The organism is Herbaspirillum lusitanum (genome assembly GCF_046025995.1).
GTDB classification, from domain to species: Bacteria; Pseudomonadota; Gammaproteobacteria; order Burkholderiales; family Burkholderiaceae_D; genus Herbaspirillum; species Herbaspirillum lusitanum_A.
Genome location: NZ_JAQQFM010000007.1, coordinates 458,779 through 477,748 on the forward strand (window position 1 = coordinate 458,779; position 18,970 = coordinate 477,748).

Consider the following 18,970-nt stretch of genomic DNA (forward strand, 5'->3'; position numbering starts at 1 on the left):
CTGCGTCGCGTGTGATGGAGAGAGCGCTCGCGCAGGCTCTGCCGCGCTGGTGATGCTTCGCTTGTTTTCATTGTGTTCTCCATGGTGACGAATGCCATGGACGGAAGGATTGCATTACTCGCGACGCAGCAAAACGAGGATCAGAGAGGCCTTTTTAAAAAAATCTTTGCGAAAAAAAACAAAGATTTACCTTATTTACTTTTGGCCCTGCAGCTGCCCGTTTTGAGTAGATTTTTGCCCTGATTTTGTAGTGGATGGTCTGTTTTTCGGGTTGCAGTCGGCAAGGTGCCGCCATGTTTTTTGCGGCAGATCGCATCAGTTCAGGCCTGCGCAATCGTGAAGCCTATGCTGGTGATGCCGCCGGTGCTGTAGGCGAAGGCTTTGCCGCCGTGCATGCGCGCCACCGCCTTCACAATCGCCAGACCGAGGCCGTGACCGTGGCTGCCGTTGATGTCCTGACGTGCGCTGTCGATGCGATAGAAGCGGTCAAACAGGCGCGGCAGATGGCGGCTGTCGATGGGGGCGCCGGGATTGGCCACGGTCAGTTGCACGCTGCCATCCTGTTCGCTGAGCGCGATGTTGACGTTGATGCTGGCGCCACTGACGGAATGCTGAATCGCGTTCTGCAGCAGATTGGTCAGCGCCCGACGGAACAGCGCGGTTTCCATCATCACGCTGGCGCCGGTGTCGCCGCTGACGGTGACGCTCATCTGCATGTCATCCAGTACGAACTCGAAGAACTCGATGGTCTTTTGCACTTCGTTTGCCACCACGCTGCGGATCAGACTGGTCGCCGCTTCGCCCTGATCGGAACGCGCCAGGAACAGCATGTCGTTGATGATGGAGCGGATGCGATCCAGCTCTTCCAGATTCGATTGCAGCACATACTGGAATTCCTCGGCGCTGCGTTCGCGCGACAAGGCCACCTGCGTTTCGCCGATCAGATTGGCCAGCGGCGTGCGCAGCTCGTGGGCGACGTCGGCGTTGAAGGCTTCGAGCTGGGTGTAGGCGTATTCGATGCGCTCCAGCGCGCCGTTGAAGGCCTGTGCCAGATCCGACAACTCTCCCGGCAGCGCATCGACCTCCATGCGTTTGGAGAGCGTCTTGGGGCTGAAGGTCTTGGCCCCTTGCGACATCCTGCGCAGCGGCGCCAGCCCGGCCCGCGCGATCCAGTAGCTGAACAGGATCGCCAGCATGATGCCCAGCAGCGACAGGCTGGTGGTGGCGATCAGGAAAGTGCGGCGCATTTCGAAATAGGGTTCGGTGTCGATGCCGACCGTCAGCTTGACTTCGGGTCGCTCGTCCAGCGGCATCAGCACCTTGGTCATGGTGTGCAGCGGATACTCCTTGCCTTCCACATGCTGCAGACCGACGTTGACGGCGTCGTAGCTCAGGTCCTTGAGGCGGCTGATGTCGCCGTAACGAAAGCGTGGATCGTCGCTGGTGACCCAGAAGCTGACGCGCGGATCGGATTGCGAGAGGGTATCCAGCTTGAGCTGCACACGGCCCCAGCGGTCGGTGGTGCCGGCGCGCGACACCATGTAGCTGATGTCGTTGACGGTGGTCAGCAGGCCGTCGCGTTCATGCCGCAGCAATTCGCCCTTGAGCACGGTGTACAGCACGGCGCCGGTCAGCGCGAAGATGAACAGCGCCGAGGCGGCCGACATCCACACCAGCCGCGCGGTGATGGAATGGCGCGCAGTCAGTCTCTGCAGCAGACCTGGTTTGCCGGTCGATGCGGCCGAGGCAGGCGAAGCGGCATCGCTTGGATTTTCTGCCGCAGAGGCATTGCCGGAAGCGCCCGCAGGCGGATGCATGTCCATCTCAGTCGTCCAGCTCGCCGCTGACCGCACGCGGTTCCAGCACATAGCCCATGCCGCGTATGGTGTGCAGCAGTTTCTGGCCGAACGGCGCATCGATCTTGGCGCGCAGGCGCTTGATGGCGACTTCGACCACATTGGTGTTGCTGTCGAAATTCATGTCCCACACCAGTTCGGCGATGGCGGTCTTGGACAGGATTTCACCCTGGCGCCGCGCCATCACCGCCAGCAGCGCGAATTCCTTGGCGGTGAGGTCGATGCGGGTGCCGTTGCGGAAGGCCTTGCGGCTCATCAGATCGATCTGCAGATCGCCGATGCGCAGTTGCGCCGGCTCCTGCGCACGGCCGCGACGCGTCAGTGCCTGCAGGCGCGCCAGCAGTTCGAGGAAGGAAAACGGTTTGATCAGATAATCGTCGGCGCCGTCATGCAGGCCCTTGATGCGGTCTTCCACGCTGTCGCGCGCGGTCAGCATGATCACCGGCGTCTGCTTCACGGTGCGCAGCGAGCGCAGCACCGAAAAACCGTCGAGACCCGGCAGCATCACGTCCAGCACGATCACATCGTAGTCGTGCTGGATCGCCAGATGCTGGCCGTCGATGCCGTTGGACGCCAGATCGACTGCGCAGCCTTGTTCGGTCAGGCCCTTGCACAGGTAGTCGGACATCTTTTGCTCATCTTCGACGATCAGGATTTTCATGCGGTCTCCACGGGCCGTGCCGGAACGAATTGTCCGGCTGCGGCATTGCGCGATTTTATAACGGCGGCGATTCTCCGGCATGGCTTACTTGAGCGGTTTTTCCGGACTTGCCCGCCTTCTCCAGTTTGCGCGCGGCCCGGGCTTCCTTCTTGTTCATGTACCAATAGTGGGCGCGGTCCAGATACAGATACACCACCGGCGTGGTGAACAGCGTCAGCGCCTGCGACAGCACCAGGCCGCCGACCATGGCGTAGCCCAGCGGCCGGCGCAGCTCGGAACCGGCGCCGTGGCCCAGCATCAGCGGCAGGCCCGACAGCAGGGCGCACATGGTGGTCATCATGATCGGCCGGAAACGCAGCAGGCAGGCCTGATAGATGGCGTCTTCCGGCTTCATGCCTTTTTCGCGTTCGGCGGTCAGCGCGAAGTCGATCATCATGATGCCGTTCTTCTTGACGATGCCGATCAGCAGGATGATGCCGATCAGGGCGATCACGCTGAGATCGTAGCCGCCGGCCATCAGGATCAGCAGCGCGCCGACGCCGGCCGAGGGCAGGGTGGAGAGAATCGTCAGCGGATGGATATAGCTTTCATACAGCAGGCCGAGCACGATATACACCGCAATCAGCGCGGCGGCGATCAGGTAAGGCTGCGACGACAGCGAATCGCCGAAGGCCTTGGCGGTGCCCTGGAAGGCGCCGGTCAGCGTGGTCGGCACGCCCATGTCCGCTTGCGTCTTCTGGATGAGATCGACCGCCTGACCGAGCGCCACGCCCGGCGCCAGATTGAAGGAAATGGTCACCGCCGGGAACTGGCTCTGGTGCGCGATCGACAGATACGCGGTCTTGGTGGTGTCGATCTTGACGAAGGTCGACAGCGGCACCTGCTGGCCGGTCAGCGGCGAGGTCAGATAGAGTTTCTCGAACAGCGCGGTGTCCTGCTGCAGTTCGGGCGTGACTTCCAGCACCACGTGATAGCTGTTGATCTGGGTGAAATACTGCGCCACCTGACGCTGGCCGATGGCGTCATAGATCGTGGCATCGATCAGCGAAGGCGAGATGCCGAAGCTGGAAGCACGTGCGCGGTCAATGGTGATGGTGGCCGTGGCCGCCGCGTTCTGCTGATCGGAGACGACGTCGGCCAGTTGCGGCAGCTGACGGAAGCGCTCCACCAGTTTCGGCGCCCAGACATTGAGTTCGTCCAGATTGGAGTCGGTCAGCGTGTATTGATATTGCGTGCGGGACAGACGGCCGCCGACGTTGATGTCCTGGCTGGCCTGCATGAACAGATTGATGCCTTGCACCTTGGCCACCTGCGGCCGCAGGCGCGCGATGATCTGGTCGGCGTTGAGTTCGCGGCCTTCGTCCTTGGGCTTGAGCGCGATGAAGAAATTGCCGGTGTTGAAGGTGGTGGCGCCGGCGCTCATGGCGAAGCCGGTCACATCCGGATCGCGCCGCACGATATCGGCCACCTTCAGCAGCCGCTCGCGCATGGCGGCGGAGGAGGTGTCCTGCGCCGATTCGGCGAAGCCGGCGATCACGCCGTTGTCCTGCTGCGGGAAGAAGCCCTTGGGGATGATGATGAACAGCACCACCGTCACCGCCACCGTGGCGATGAAGGTCAGCAGCGTGATGAACTGATGCTTGAACACCAGATCCAGACCGCGCTTGTAGCCGTTCAGCATGGAATCGAAAAAGCGTTCGAACAGTTGATACATCTTGCCGTGCTGCTCGCCGTGGGTGTTTCTGAGGAAGCGCGAACAGAGCATGGGCGTGAGCGTCAGCGAGATGATCACCGACACGCCGATGGTCAGCGTCACCGTCACCGCGAACTCGCGGAACAGGCGGCCGACGATGCCGCCCATCAGCAGCAGCGGAATGAACACCGCCACCAGCGAGACCGAGATCGAGATGATCGTGAAGCCGATTTCGCCCGAGCCCTTGAGCGCGGCTTCCATCGGCGACATGCCTTCTTCCACGTAGCGATAGATGTTTTCCAGCATCACGATGGCGTCATCAACCACGAAGCCGACCGCAATCGTCAGCGCCATCAGCGACAGATTGTCGAGACTGAAGCCGACCAGAAACATGACCGCCGCCGTGCCCATGATCGCCAGCGGCACCGTCACGCTGGGGATCAGCGTGGCGGCGACGTTGCGCAGGAACACGAAGATCACCATCACCACCAGCGCGATGGTCAGGATCAGGGTGAACTCGACGTCTTCCACCGAGGCGCGGATGGTCTGGGTGCGGTCGATCAGGGTGTTGACATGCACGCTGGCCGGAATCGCCGCGCGCAAACGCGGCAGCGCGGCCTTGATGCGGCCCACGGTTTCGATCACGTTGGCACCCGGCTGCTTGGTGATGGCCAGCACGATGGAGCGGCCATTGGTCGGACGGTCGCCTTCAGCCGCAGCGCCGGCAAAGGCCCAGGCGGCGATCTTGTTGTTCTCGGGGCCGTCCACCGCCACGCCGATGTCGCGCACGTGGACAGGCGCGCCGTTGCGGTAGGCCAGCACCATGTCGTTCCATTGCGAGGCCTTCAGCAACTGGTCGTTGGTGTACACCGTGAAACTCTGGCGCGCGCCATCCACCGTGCCCTTGGGCTGATTGACGGTGGTGGTGGCGATCACGCCGCGGATATCTTCCAGGCTGATGCCCAGCGTGGCGATCTTGGCCGGATCGACCTGAATCCGCACCGCCGGTTTTTGCTGGCCGTTGACGTTGACCAGGCCGACGCCGGTGATCTGCGAAATCTGCTGCGCCAGGATGTTGTCGGCGTAGTCATTGACCTCGGTCAGGGGCAGCGCGTCCGACTGCACCGACATGATCATGATCGGCGAATCGGCCGGGTTGATCTTGCGGAAGGTCGGCGGGTTCGGCAGATTGGCCGGCAACTGGCCGCTGGAGGCGTTGATGGCGGCCTGCACGTCGAGCGCAGCGGCGTCGATGTTGCGGTTGAGATCGAACTGCAGCGTGATCTGGGTATTGCCCAGCGAACTCTGCGAGGTCATCTGGGTCAGGCCGGCGATCAGCGAAAACTGACGCTCCAGCGGCTGCGCCACATTGGAGGCCATGGTCTCGGGGTTGCCGCCGGGCAGACTGGCGGAGACCTGGATGGTCGGAAAATCGACCTGCGGCAGCGGCGCTACCGGCAGCAGCGGCCACACCGCGACGCCGACCAGCAGAATCGCAATGGCCAGCAGCGTAGTGCCGATGGGACGTTTGATGAAGGCGGCGGAGACGCTCACTTGGCGCTTCCTTTCGCGTCGGCTGCGGATGCTGAAGGAGCTGACGGAGCTGAAGGAGCCGCTGCAGGCTTGTTCTCAACGATGCGCGAGCCCGGCTTCAGCTTGTACTGGCCGTCCAGCACCACGCGCTGATCCTGATTCAGACCGCTGTTGTCGGCCAGCACGGCGATGCTGTCCTGAATCCGCTCGACCTTGACCGGCTGCATGCGGGCGCTGCTTTCTTCGTCGATGATGTAGACGTAAGTGCCTTGCTGGTTACGCTGAATGGCGGCCGCCGGCAATGTCAGCGCGGCGCCGCGTTCGGCCATCTGCAGCTTGACGTTGACGTACTGGCCCGGCCACAGCGCATGCTTGCCGTTCTCAAAGCGCGCCTTCAGTTGCACCGTGCCGTTGGTGGTGTCGATCTGATTGTTGAGCAGGATCAGCTTGCCGGTGGCCAGCGCCTCTTGCGAGGTGCGCGCGTAGGCGGTGACCTTGAGCGGGTGCTGGGCGTCCAGCTGGGCCCGGTTGATGGCCGGCACGGCTTCTTCCGGCAGCGTGAACACCAGGGTGATCGGATCGATCTGGTTGATCACCACCAGACCGTTGGCGTCGGCGGCATGCACGATATTGCCGGCATCCACCAGACGAGCGCCGACGCGGCCGCTGATCGGCGCATTGATGGTGGTGTAGCCGAGCTGCACTTTGGCGTAGCTGATTTGCGCTTCATCGGTCTTGACCGAGGCTTCCAGCTGCGACACCAGCGCCTTTTGCGTATCCAGCTGCTGTTGCGTGGCGGCGTCCTGCTGACGCAGGCCGGTGTAGCGTTGCAGATCGAGGCGGGCATTGGCCAGCGTTGCCGCGTCCTTGGCCTTTTGTGCTTCAACCTGCGCCAGTTGCGCCTGCAGCGCGCGCGGATCGATCTGCGCCAGCAACTGGCCGGCTTTCACATCCTGGCCTTCGGTGAAGGCGACTTTGTCCAGCTGGCCGTCGATGCGCGCTTTGACGGTCACGCTGGCGTTGGCGGTGACGGTGCCGACGCCGTTCAGGTACAGCGGCACATCGCGCTGTTGCACGCGCACCGTGGTTACTGAGACCGGCGGCGTCTGTGGCTTTTCCGGGGCTTTTTCGGCATGCGCACGCTGCACGAAGAACCAGCCGCCGCCGGCCGCGAGAGCAATGACAAGGGCTGAGGCTGAGGCGATGGCGCCGGGCTTGCTAGAGAACTGGGTTGTCATCCGAAAACTCGTTGGTTGGATAGTCGGGAGCGAAATCGTGAAAGTGCGCTGATGGCTCAGCGCGGCTGCGTGGCAGTCGCCTGAGCGGCGGCATCGGCCTGCGGCGGCAGCTTGTCAGGTGCGGCCTGCCAGCCGCCGCCGACCGCCTTGATCAGCGCCACGCTGGCGACCAGCTGGCGGCCCAGCAATTGCACCGCGGTGCGCTGATTGGTCAGCGCCGTGGCCTGCGTGGTGACGACCGACAGATAAGTGGCAGTGCCGGCGCGGTACTGGCTCATCGCCAGCCGCTGCGCCAGTTGGGCGGCGCTGACGGCTTGCGCCTGCACTGCGTTTTCCTGATCGAGCACGCGTAGCGTGGAGAGGTTGTCTTCGACTTCCTGCAGGCCGCCCAGTACGGTTTGCTTGTACTGCGCAACGGAGGCGTCAAAGGCGGCGTCGGCCTGAGCATTGCGCGCGCTGCGGGCGCCGCCGTCGAACAAGGTCGCCGCCAGGGTTGCGCCCAGCGACCAGACCCGGCTCGGGGTATCGAACAACTGACCGAAGGCGACGCTGTTGTAGCCGCCGCTGGCGTTCAGCGTCAGCGAAGGAAAGTAGGCTGCGCGCGCCACGCCGATGTTGGCGTTGGCGGCAGCCGCCAGCCGTTCGGCATTGGCGATGTCGGGTCTCCGCTCCAGCAGGCTGGAGGGCAGGCCGGTCGGGATTTCAGGCAGCGCGACCTGCAGCAGCTTGATGTCGGTCAGCGCCTGCTGCGGATTGCTGTTGTCGGCATCCTCGGTTGTCAGCCTGGACGGCAGCGGCGCCAGCGTGAAGCTGGCCGGCGCCTGTCCGGTGAGGATGGCGATGGCGTGTTCCAGCTGATTGCGGGTGGCGTCGAGGTCGATCAGTTGCGCCTGTGCCGAGCGCAGTTGGGTCTCTGCTTGCGCCACATCGGAACGCAAGGTGACGCCGGCCTGATACTGGCTCTGCGTCAGTTGCAGCGAACGGGTGTAGGCGGCGACGGTGCGCGCATACAAGTCTTTTTGCAGGTCGGTCACGCGCAATTGCAGATAATCCTGCGCCAGCGTGGCCTGAATGCTCAGGCGCGCGGCGGCCAGGCTGGCGGCGCTGGCCTGTTCGGAGGCGTCGCCGGATTCGGCCGAGCGCCGCAGCTTGCCCCAGACGTCGGCTTCCCAGGAGGCGTTCAGGCCGGCGCTGTAAGTGTCGGTCAGGCGGCTGCCGGTGGTGGCGGAATTGGTGCGGGCGCGGCTGGGGCCGGCCGAGATGCCGACGGTCGGCCACAGGCTGGCGCGCGCCAGCTGGGCGGTGGCCTGCGCCTGCCGGTACTGGGCCTCGGCCTGGCGGATGTTCTGATTGGCCTGATTCGCTTGCACGATCAGGCCATTCAGAACCGGGTCGCCGAAGGCTTCCCACCAGTGCTGATTACTGTCGATCTGTCCGGGCGTGGCGTTTTTCCATGGTCCGGCCTCCTTGTAGGCCAGGGGCAGATCAAGCTGCGGCCTGGCGTAGTCGGGGCCGACGGCGCAGCCGGCGAGCAAGGTCAACAGCAACACCGCCGTCGGTATGCTCAAGTTACCCAGCCTGGCGCGGAAGGGACTTGTGGTTTTTGGCAGAGCGAAATGACGGGCGGATTGTCTGGCTGAAGTACTGCGAGGCTGGACGACCATAGGGCACACTGGTTGGCAAATCGAAAGAACGGCCGGGCAGCGTGGATGTGCAGCCCGTCCATTGGCACGCTTGCTACTTTACGAGCCGCTGCTCAACTTCAGGCTGACTTCAATATGACATTTTTGTCAGCCTGGCCGGCACAGGCCTGCGCGAAATATCGATCAATCATATGCAATATGAATTAAAAGCCATTGAATAATATATTGGACAAGCAGTTACGCTCACGGCACCCTTGCGCCCTTGCTGCTGAGTTTGCTTTTGATTTGCTGATTTTTTGCACAGCGCCGACCGATTTTTTCTTCAATTTCTTGCATCTCTGAGGAGACACCCACCATGCCAACCTACCGTTCCCATACCACCACCCAGGGCCGCAACATGGCCGGCGCCCGCGCGCTGTGGCGCGCCACCGGCATGAAAGACGGCGATTTCGACAAGCCGATCATCGCCGTCGTCAATTCCTTCACGCAATTTGTGCCGGGTCACGTGCACCTGAAGGATCTGGGCCAACTGGTGGCGCGCGAGATCGAAAAGTCGGGCGGCGTGGCCAAGGAGTTCAACACCATCGCCGTCGATGACGGTATCGCCATGGGCCACGGCGGCATGCTGTATTCGCTGCCGTCGCGCGACCTGATCGCCGACTCGGTGGAATACATGGTCAACGCCCACTGTGCCGATGCGATGGTCTGCATCTCCAACTGCGACAAGATCACACCGGGCATGCTGATGGCCGCGATGCGACTGAACATCCCGGTGGTGTTCGTGTCCGGCGGTCCGATGGAAGCCGGCAAGGTGGTCAAGGTGGTCAACAACGACCGCAAGATCATCAAGCTCGATCTGGTGGACGCCATGATCCAGGCCGGCGACAGCAATATCTCCGACGCCGACGTTGCCGAAGTCGAGCGCTCGGCCTGCCCGACCTGCGGCTCCTGCTCCGGCATGTTCACCGCCAACTCGATGAACTGCCTGACCGAAGTGCTGGGTCTGTCGCTGCCGGGCAACGGCACCATCGTCGCCACCCACGCCGACCGCAAGGAACTGTTCCTGAACGCCGGCCGCGTGATCGTGGATCTGGCCAGGCGCCACTACGAGCAGGACGACTATTCCATCCTGCCGCGCAATATCGCCACCAAGGCCACCTGGGAAAACGCCATGACCCTGGACGTGTCCATGGGCGGTTCGACCAACACCGTGCTGCACCTGCTGGCCGCCGCGCATGAAGCCCAGGTGGAATTCACCATGGCCGACATCGACCGCATCTCGCGCAATGTGCCTTGCCTGTGCAAGGTCGCGCCGATGACCAACAAGTACCACATCGAAGACGTGCACCGCGCCGGCGGCATCATCTCGATTCTGGGCGAGCTGGCCCGCGCCGGCCTGCTCGACACTTCGCGGCCCACCGTGCACAGCAAGACCCTGGCCGAGGCGATCGAGAAATACGACATCCGCGTTTCCAGCGACCCGGCGGTGCACAAGCTGTTCCGTGCCGCACCGGGCGGCGTGCCGACCCAGACAGCGTTCTCGCAGGAAGAGCGCTATGAAGAAAGCGATCTGGATCGCAGCAATGGTTGCATCCGCGATCGCGAACACGCGTATTCGCAGGATGGCGGCCTGGCGGTCTTGTACGGCAACATCGCCGAAAAGGGTTGCATCGTGAAGACCGCCGGCGTGGATGAAAGCATCCTCAAGTTCTCCGGCAAGGCGCGCGTGTTCGAAAGCCAGGACGCAGCGGTGGAAGGCATTCTGGGCGACACCGTGCATGCCGGCGACGTCGTCATCATTCGCTACGAAGGCCCCAAGGGCGGTCCCGGCATGCAGGAAATGCTGTATCCGACGTCCTACATCAAGTCCAAAGGTCTGGGCAAAGCCTGCGCGCTGTTCACAGATGGTCGTTTCTCCGGCGGTTCCTCCGGTCTGGTGATCGGCCACGCTTCGCCGGAAGCGGCCGAAGGCGGCGCCATCGGTCTGGTGGAAGAGGGTGACATGATCGACATCGACATCCCTAACCGCACCATCAACCTGCGCGTGTCGGCCGACGAGCTGGCGCAACGTCGCACAGCGATGGAAGCACGCGGCGGCGATGCATGGCAGCCGGTCAATCGCGAGCGCTTCGTCTCGCAGGCGCTGCAAGCCTATGCGGCGCTGACCACCTCGGCCGACCGTGGCGCGGTGCGCGATCTGTCGCAACTGAAGCGCTGATCTTGCTGAGGTTCATGTCTGCAGCGAATGCGGACTGAATCTTCGGATGCGCCGCAACATGTAAAAAGCCCGGACGGTTTCAGCCGTCCGGGCTTTTTTCATTCCGGCAGCGATTTGCCGCAGCCGGGCGGTACGGCATGTAGCGCAAAAAGCGCATATCGATTGAGCAAATCCTTCGTTTTGTCGGATGAGCCGGACTTCTATACTGATCCGCCAACCGTCAATCAAACATCAGGATCTACCTCAATGAATCAGCCCAAAGGCAAGCCAGCGAATCCCAAGGATCTCACTAACAAGTCGCGTCGCACGCTCCTGTCGAGAAGTGTTCAAGTCGCCGGTCTGGCAGGGGTTGCGGCGCTGGCGCCGTTGTACTTGTCGGCCTCATCGGCCTTCGCTGCATCGACCTCGCGCGAGCTGCGCGTCGGCTATCAGAAAGGCCTGCTCAGTTTGCTGAAGGGGCGCGGCACGCTGGAGAAGCGTCTGGCGCCGCTGGGCGTGGCGATCAAATGGATAGAGTTTTCTGCGGGGCCGGTGCAACTGGAGGCGCTCAGTGTCGGTTCCATCGACTTCGGCGATGTCGGCGAAGCGCCGCCGATTTTCTCGCAGGCGGCAGGTTCGCCGCTGGTCTATGTTGCCGCCACCGTGCCGCGTCCCTCAGTCGAAGGCGTGCTGGTGCCGGGCAGCTCTGCAATCAGGAACGTGGCCGATCTGAAGGGCAAGAAAATCGCCTTGAACAAGGGCTCCAACGTCCATTATTTTCTGGTCAAACTGCTGGAAAAGGCCGGGCTGCACTACGCCGACGTGACGCCGGTCTGGCTCTCGCCGGCTGACGCGCGGGCCGCGTTCGAGCGCGGCTCGGTCGATGCCTGGGCGATCTGGGAGCCTTACCTGGCGGCTGCGCAGAACACCCTGTCGGCGCGCATCCTGGCGGATGCCAAGGGCGTGGTGAAAAACCGCGCCTATTATTTTTCGTCGAGGGACTACGCGCAAAAGAATAGCGACGTGCTCAATATCATCATCGACGAACTTAATCAGATCGACGTCTGGGCCAATGCCAATCGCGGCGCCTTGTCTGCGGAATTATCCGGCGTGCTCGGCTTGCCGAAGCCGGTGGTGGACATCATGGTCGGCCGCTCCAGCTTCGGCACCGAAGCGATCACCAAGTCGATATTGGCGGAGCAGCAGCTGATCGCCGACACCTTCCTCGATCTGAAGCTGATTCCCAAAAAGATCGACGTGAAAGAGGCGGCGCCACCGTGGCTGGCGGTGTAGCGCCTGAAATGCAGCGCCTGAAATGCGGCGCTGAAAAAAGCCCGGACGATTCATGCGTTCGGGCTTTTTCTTTTCAGCGCCTTGCAGAATGCCTAGTTCCTCATCGCAGGCGGCGCAGTCAAGGCCCAGTTGACGGCGGCGTCGAACAGTTGCAGGCCGATGGGCGTCAGTTGGTCGAAAGTCAGATTGTCGAGGAAGAAGGCAACGCGGCGCGCCGGCGCCACGAAGTCGTAATCCATGGTTGCGCCTTTTTCGTAGCCGAAGATCACGGCCTTATCCAGCTCGCCCGGCAGCGTCGCGATCACGATCGCGCTGCGCGCCGGCGTGCCCCAGCCCATCGAGGTGTCGCGCGGATAGACATAGGTCTTGCCGTTGGGCAGACCGGCCGCCATCGGGTGCGGCGCGTTGACGATGCGGATGTAATGCTCTTTCTCCACCTCGCCGTAGACCTCGCCTTTATGACGGCCGGTCAGGCGCAGCGAATCGTAGAGATCGTTTTCCCAGGTCAGCAGCGGCACGCGCACATTCTTGTAGGCGGTGTCGGCCAGCTCGCGCGATTGCACCACCGAGGACAAGACCACCAGATCATATTTTTCGGCATCGGCCGGCGCTGCGCTCTGGTCGGCCAGGGTCACGCTGGCGCCCATGGCTTCCAGATGACTGCGTACCTTGGCGTCGCTGGCAAGGCCCTTTTGCTGCAGCTCCTTATGGCGCTCGCTGGCGTCGGCGGCCAGCTTGAGACGCGTCACATACAGGATGCGCTTGCCGGCCACGGCCGAGTTGTCGGCCGCCATGGCATGGCCGGCCGGGGCCATGCTCAACAGGCCGAGCAGCACCGCAAGCAGTGCGGAGGACAGAGCAGTTTTTGATGCACGCAGGCAAGCGCTGCGCGCAATCAGATCAGACATCAATCGCATAGATTGCATAAATTGCATGGATGACTCCTGGTTGGATAGACGAAAAGGGCATCAGAACTCGAAGTTGGAAGACAGCGTGATGGTGCGCGGCATGCCGACTGCCAGCTGGCCGCTGCCGGCGGCGCTCCAGTAGCGCTTGTCGCTCAGGTTTTCGATATTGGCCTGGAAGGTGGTCTTCGTGCCGAACACGCGGGTCTGGTAGCGCAGGCCGGCGTTGTAGGTGGTGTAGCCGCCGATGAAGGCCTGATTCTGATCGTTGACCGGGCGCGCGCCCATCGCCAGCGCACCGGCGCTGACCGAGAAACCTTCGATGCCCGGCACGCGGTAATTCACGAACAGATTGCCGGTACGTTGCGGCGTGTTTTCCGGCGTCTTGCCGATCAGGCCGGCGGTAGTCGATTGCGTGATCTGCGCATCCAGCAGCATCAGCGAGGCCACCAGCGACAGATTGCGCGTCAGGTCGCCCTGCAGCGACATTTCCAGACCGCGTATGCGTTGCTTGCCGTTGAGCGAATACAGATTGCTGCTGTCGCTGCCGGCCGACGGCTGGCTGATTTCAAAGGCCGACGTCGAGGCTTGCAGGCCGTCCAGCAATTGCGTGCGCACGCCCAGCTCCTTCTGGCGGCTGACCGCCGCCGGCAGCGATTGGCCGGCATTGGTGGCGGTGGTCGGCGCAGTGCCGCCGGACTCCAGACCTTCGACATAGCTGGCGTAGAAACTGGTCTTTGGCGTCAACTTGTAAATCAGGCTGAGCGAGGGCGTGGTGGCGCTGGTCGAGTAGCGCGCGGTGCTGAGCTGGTCGATGGTGTACTGGCCGTAGCGCAGCGCGCCCACTACCTGCCATTGCTCGCTCAGGCTGATGCGGTCCATGGCGTACACGCCGGTGTCGCGGATGGTCTGTTCGTTGAAGCCACGGTCGCGCAGCGTGCTCTTGGTGCCGGTCGGCGAGCGGATCAGGGTGCTCACTTCGATCGGGTTGTACAGGTTTTGCGAGGCGCGATACATGTAGGTGTAGAAGCTCGGCTGATACAGCCGGTTCTGGCTGGCGCCCACCAGCAGGTCGTGCTTGATAAAGCCGGTGCTGAACAGGCCGTTGACTTCGGCGCGCACGTTTTGATTGGTGTAGATCTGGCCGACCTGATCGGCGCCGTAGACGGTGCCGGCGCCGGTGTTGACGTTGTAGTTGTCGAAGATCCACAGCCAGCGGTCGCGGTGGGTCTTCGACTGGCCGAGGCTGAGACGGCCGCTCCAGTTGTCGTTGAAGGCGTATTCGGCCTGCAGCAGATGCGTCTGCGCATCGGAGATCGTGGCCTTGTCGCTCATCGACAGCAATTTCGAGGGATCGGGGATCGAGGGCAGCGTGATCACGCCGTTGACTGCGGCTTGCGGCACCACGGCCGCCTGTTCGGTGACCTTGGCCTTGATGAATTCGGCATCGTATTTCAGAGTCAGCTGATTGTTCACCTTCCAGTCGAAGGCGGCGCTGAACATGCGGCGATAGCCGTTGTCGTTGTCCACAGGCGTATGCACGTTGTTGGTGACGGCGTTGATGCGCAGGCCGAATTGCTGGTTCTCGCCGAAGCGGCGGCCGATGTCGACGTGGGCGGTGGTGCTGCCGTTATTGTCGGTGCTCAGCTTCAGCGCCGTGACCGGTGTGCTGCCGGCGCGCTTGGTCACCATGTTGACGATGCCGCCCGGCGTGATGAAGCCGTAGTACAAGGCGGCCGCGCCTTTCAGCACTTCCATGCGCTCCTTGTCTTCCATCGGAATCGGCAGGTTGTTGTCGAACGGGAGCACGCCGTTGAACATGTAGCTGGCGCGGTTATCCAGATTGATGCCGCGTATCGAAATCTGATCGTAGGCGATGCCGCTCTGCTGCTGGCGCACTACGCCGGCGACGTTGCGCAGCGCATCGTGGAGACCGATCGCGCCTTGCGCATCGAGCAACTCGCGCGAAATCACATTCACGGTGGCCGGCACGTCATGCAGGCTGGCGCCGCGATAGGGGCCGACTTGCGCAGTGGCCGGGGCAAAAGCGCTGCCCTTGTCGTCGCTCACGGTGATGGTCGGCAGGGCCGCAGCATCCTCGGATTGAGCGGCGATTGCGGTATCGGAGGTCTGATTGGTTTGGCTGGTCTGAGTGGTCTGGGCCGGCGCAGCGGAGCTGAGGCTCCAGGCGCCGAGCAGGGCAAGCACCAGCGGTAGCGGGCGCGGCAGGACGGATTTCTTCATTGATTCTCCAGAGGACGAAGGCAGGTCTGAAATGGAATAGCCGGAGCGCGAGCCCCGGCAGGTGGAGATCGCCGGACGGCGATCAGCGCGATGGCTGGTTCAGGGAAATGCTGAGAACCGTGAAGCTGTCTGCGTGAAAAATCGGGTCCTGCTTGTGGCCGGCGGCATCCGGCGCGGCTTGCGTGAAATCCATGGTGAACAGATGCGCCACGCCGTGTACGGCGTCGTAAGTCATGTTGTGCGCCCACGGCCGGGTGCCGATGTAGCCCAGCGTGCGATAGCGTTCGACGCCGCCGGCAAGCTCTTGCTGCACGATGCTGAGACTGGCGGCGATGCCGCTGGGGATCAATAACTGCCGGCGTGCGGCATCCCAGGCCAGCGCATTGATGGCGGGCGTGGTCGGCAGCTTCGCAATGGCGTCGCCGCTGTTGAGGTCGGCGACGATCAGTTGCGGCGCCTTGCCGCGGCAGGCGATGAACAGACGGCCCAGTTTTTCATCAGCGGCCAGCGCGCTCGGATGTTCGCAGCCGGCGAATTGCTTGCCGGCCCAGCCTGGCAGCGGCTCCAGCGTTGCGGCGGAGATTCGCATCACCTGGCCTTCGTCGCGCAGCGGCACCAGCATGCTGCCGTCGGCCAGAGCTAGCGGGGCATCGAACTTGCCGGCGTCGAATTCACGTTTGAGCGAAATGCGTTCGCTGAGCGGATCGAACTGATAGACGGCCGAGCGTTTTTCGCGGCGGCCGCCGGTCAGCAGCAGCTTGCGGCTGATGCCGTCGTAGACCAGATTGTTCAGATTGCCGTCGTCGACAGCGATTCGCCGCAACAGGCTCAGATCGGACAGGCGGATGATGCTCAGCGAGCCATCCATGTTGACCGCGTAGGCGCGGTCCAGCGCAGGTGCGAACGCCACGGCATTGGCGCCGGCGCTGCCGGCAATGGTCTTCACCAGTTGCCGGCGTTCGGTATCGAATACGCTCAGGCCGTTTTCGCGGCGCGCGATGAAGAGATAAGGGCGGGTCGGATCGAGTGCGCCGAAGCCCCAGCTATGGCCGCTGCCGGGCAGCACGCTGCTGCTGACGGTGGCGCCCGGCATGGGATTGCCGTTGGCATTGGCGTTTGTGGCGGTATCGGCGGCACAGGTGTAAGCGGCTGCCAGCAAGGCTACCGTCGCCAGCAACCGGCGCGGCCATGCGCTGCGCGCCGGCGTACAGACCGGCGAAGCCATGCTGAAGGGCGTCATGCTCAGAACTCCAGCGTGGTCATCAAGGAAATCTGGCGGGCATCGCCCATGGAGACGAAGTATTGGTTGGCGCTGGAGGTGTAGTAAGTGCGGTTGAACAGGTTCTTGACGTTGAGCTGGAATTTCACGGCCTGGCCGCGGATCGTGGTGTCGTAGGTCGCGAAGGCGTCGGCCACGGTGTACGAAGGCAGCTTGAAGCTGTTGGCTGAATCGCCTGGACGGTCGCCCACATAGTGCGCGCCGCCGCCGACCCGCAGCTTGTCGTTGCCAAAGACAGGGCCGAGGTCGTAGGCCAGGCTTAGTGCGGCGGTTTGTCTGGCCACGTTCCACAGGCGCAGACCGGCGTACAGCGGATCCTCGGTGGTCTTGGCATCGATGTAGGCATAGCTGGCGATGATGCTCAGTTTGCGGCTCAGCTGACCGGTGACGTCGAACTCGATGCCGCGCGAGCGTGCTGCGCCCGAGGTGCGCCAGTCGGTGAGATTGGTGGCGGCGTTGAACTGCGACACCAGCACGTTCTTCTTGGCTATGTTGAACACCGCAACGCTGCCGCTCAGACCGGTGGCGACCTCATACTTGACGCCGGCTTCCCAGGAAGTGGCTTCTTCCGGCGCCATTGCCGAATCGATCACCACGCCGCTGGACAGCGGCGCAATGCTTGAGGTTGGCTTCAGCGACCTGGTGTAGCTGGCGTAGAGCGACAGTTTGTCGTCCCACTTGTAGATGACGCCGGCGCGCGGCAGGAATTTGTCGCCGCTCAGGTCGGTGTTGGCCTTGAACGGGCGCCCGCGACCCGCCAGCTGGCTGTAATCCTGATAGCGCAGACCGGCCACCAGAATCCACTTGTCGTTCAGATACAGCGAATCCTGGAAGAACAGCGACTTGTTGTGCAGCAGATCGGTCTGATCGCTGTCGGTCGCAGAGACCGTGGTCGAGGGGCTCAGCGAGCCGTACACCGGATTGAGGTAGTTGAAACTGCCGGACACGGTCTGGCGCAGCAGATCCTGACGGTAGATCTTGCGGTATTCGATGTCGGCGCCGATCTGGACATCATTGCGCAGACCGCCCAGATTGAGTTTGCCTTGCAGATAGCCGATGGCGTAGTTGTCGGTGCTCAGAGCGCCATGGGTGGCGTCGTTGCTGCGCGTGAGCGTGCCGGCCGCTGCGTTCAGACCGGTGATGCGCAACTGGTTGGCATCGTATACCTCGCGGTTGGTGCTCAGACCGATGTGCGCCTTCCAGTCCTGATTGATCTGATGGTCGACGGTCAGCTGCGCCATTTCGCTGCTGCCCTTCATGTTGTTGTAAGGCTCTTCCAGACGCTGGGTGGCCGGGATCGCCAGCGGCGAACCGGTGCGCGGATCGATGGCGGTGCCGCGGTCGAAGGGGTACAGGAACTCGCGCTGTTCGTAGGAGAACACCACTTGCGTGTCCTTGCCGTACCAGGCCAGCGAAGGCGCGACCAGGGTTTCCTGATGCTGGCCGAAATTGCGCCAGTAGTTTTCATCGGTGCGATCGACGATCAGGCGATAGGCCAGACCGGAGTCCGAGATCGGGCCTGTGGTATCCAGCGTGAGGGCGCCGCCGTCGCGGCCGCCGGCATAGCCCGACGCCAGCATCGAAATCGAGGTATGGCGTTCCAGCTGCGGTTTTTTGGTGGCGATGTTGATCACGCCGCCCGGATCCATCAGCCCGTACAGCAGCGAGGACGGGCCTTTCAGCACTTCCACGCTCTCCGCCGTGGCATTGAGCGCACGCCCTTGCACCAGCGGCATGCCGTTGCGCATAACCGAGCCATCGCGATTGCCGCCGAAGCCGCGCTTCATGATGGTGTCCTGCGTGCCGGCCAGAGTATTGCCCTGAGTGATGCCGCTGACGTTGATCAGGGCGTCGTCCAGATTGCGCGGACGCTGATCCTTCATCACCTGTGCCGGCACCACGTTGACGATCAGCGGGGTATCCAGCGACGACGCGTCGGAACGCAGCGAGGATGCATTCGGCACTGCGCGATAAGTGCCGTCGGCTTCGCCGCCGCGCGCGCTGGTGATGGCGATTTCGGGCAACTGCCCGGAGGCCGCCGGGGTGCCGGCGCTCATGATCACAAAACTGCCGTCAGGCTGCGCTAACGCCGTCAGGCCGGTGCCGTTCAACAGACGCGTCAGGCCGTCCGGCACGGTGGTGCTGGCGCGCAGACCTGCGCTGGTCTTGCCCTGCGTCAGGCTGGCATCGGCTGACAGCAGAATGCCGGCTTCCGCTGCAAACTGACGCAGCACCTGACCCAGCGGGCCGGCGGCGATGCTATAGCTGCGCAGGGCGCTGGCTGGTGTCGGCGCGGCAGGCTGCTGCGCCAGCACGGCGACCGGCGCCAGCAAGGGAAACGTCAGGGCCAGCAGGCGAATCGACCGGGCCAGCGGGCGCAGGTGCGGCATCTCGAACGGGGCGGCGGAGCGTATCGGGCGCATGAAAG

At 63.0% G+C, this 18,970-nt stretch carries 11 protein-coding genes; 2 read left to right on the plus strand and 9 right to left on the minus strand.

Annotated elements, in window-relative coordinates:
- Positions 1–320: 320 nt before the first annotated feature.
- The 5 genes from PQR62_RS17890 to PQR62_RS17910 are packed head-to-tail and all read right to left on the minus strand — an operon-like array spanning position 321 to position 8,645.
- Positions 321–1,817, minus strand: a complete 1,497-nt coding sequence (locus PQR62_RS17890) for a heavy metal sensor histidine kinase (RefSeq protein ID WP_408159344.1) — start codon at positions 1,815–1,817, stop codon at positions 321–323.
- Between the two features lie 7 nt (positions 1,818–1,824).
- Positions 1,825–2,517, minus strand: coding sequence for a heavy metal response regulator transcription factor (locus PQR62_RS17895; RefSeq protein ID WP_408159345.1), 693 nt, complete (start codon positions 2,515–2,517; stop codon positions 1,825–1,827).
- A 55-nt stretch (positions 2,518–2,572) separates the two neighbouring features.
- Complete coding sequence (locus tag PQR62_RS17900) at positions 2,573–5,764, minus strand: efflux RND transporter permease subunit (RefSeq protein WP_408159346.1); 3,192 nt, start codon at positions 5,762–5,764, stop codon at positions 2,573–2,575.
- Positions 5,761–6,981: an efflux RND transporter periplasmic adaptor subunit gene (locus PQR62_RS17905; RefSeq protein ID WP_408159347.1), complete on the minus strand. Its 1,221-nt coding sequence runs from the start codon at positions 6,979–6,981 to the stop codon at positions 5,761–5,763. The genes PQR62_RS17900 and PQR62_RS17905 overlap by 4 nt, the downstream gene beginning before the upstream one ends.
- 56 nt (positions 6,982–7,037) lie before the next feature.
- Complete coding sequence (locus PQR62_RS17910; protein ID WP_408159348.1) at positions 7,038–8,645, minus strand: efflux transporter outer membrane subunit; 1,608 nt, start codon at positions 8,643–8,645, stop codon at positions 7,038–7,040.
- Between the two features lie 334 nt (positions 8,646–8,979).
- On the opposite strand from PQR62_RS17910, the gene ilvD reads away from it, so the two are divergent.
- Both ilvD and PQR62_RS17920 read left to right on the plus strand, forming a co-directional pair.
- Positions 8,980–10,842, plus strand: coding sequence for a dihydroxy-acid dehydratase (ilvD, locus tag PQR62_RS17915; RefSeq protein WP_408159349.1), 1,863 nt, complete (start codon positions 8,980–8,982; stop codon positions 10,840–10,842).
- A gap of 246 nt (positions 10,843–11,088) precedes the next feature.
- Complete coding sequence (locus PQR62_RS17920) at positions 11,089–12,114, plus strand: sulfonate ABC transporter substrate-binding protein (RefSeq protein WP_408159350.1); 1,026 nt, start codon at positions 11,089–11,091, stop codon at positions 12,112–12,114.
- 92 nt (positions 12,115–12,206) lie between these two features.
- On the opposite strand, the gene PQR62_RS17925 is transcribed toward PQR62_RS17920, so the two are convergent.
- From PQR62_RS17925 to PQR62_RS17940, 4 genes are all read right to left on the minus strand, one after another.
- Complete coding sequence (locus PQR62_RS17925; RefSeq protein WP_408159351.1) at positions 12,207–13,022, minus strand: hypothetical protein; 816 nt, start codon at positions 13,020–13,022, stop codon at positions 12,207–12,209.
- A gap of 60 nt (positions 13,023–13,082) precedes the next feature.
- Positions 13,083–15,263 carry a TonB-dependent siderophore receptor gene (locus PQR62_RS17930; RefSeq protein ID WP_408159352.1) on the minus strand — a complete coding sequence of 727 codons (2,181 nt, stop codon included), beginning with the start codon at positions 15,261–15,263 and terminating at the stop codon, positions 13,083–13,085.
- A gap of 82 nt (positions 15,264–15,345) precedes the next feature.
- Positions 15,346–16,503, minus strand: coding sequence for a YncE family protein (locus PQR62_RS17935; RefSeq protein WP_408159353.1), 1,158 nt, complete (start codon positions 16,501–16,503; stop codon positions 15,346–15,348).
- Between the two features lie 2 nt (positions 16,504–16,505).
- On the minus strand, positions 16,506–18,932 hold the full coding sequence (locus PQR62_RS17940) for a TonB-dependent siderophore receptor (protein WP_408159384.1): 2,427 nt from the start codon (positions 18,930–18,932) through the stop codon (positions 16,506–16,508).
- Positions 18,933–18,970 lie beyond the last annotated feature (38 nt).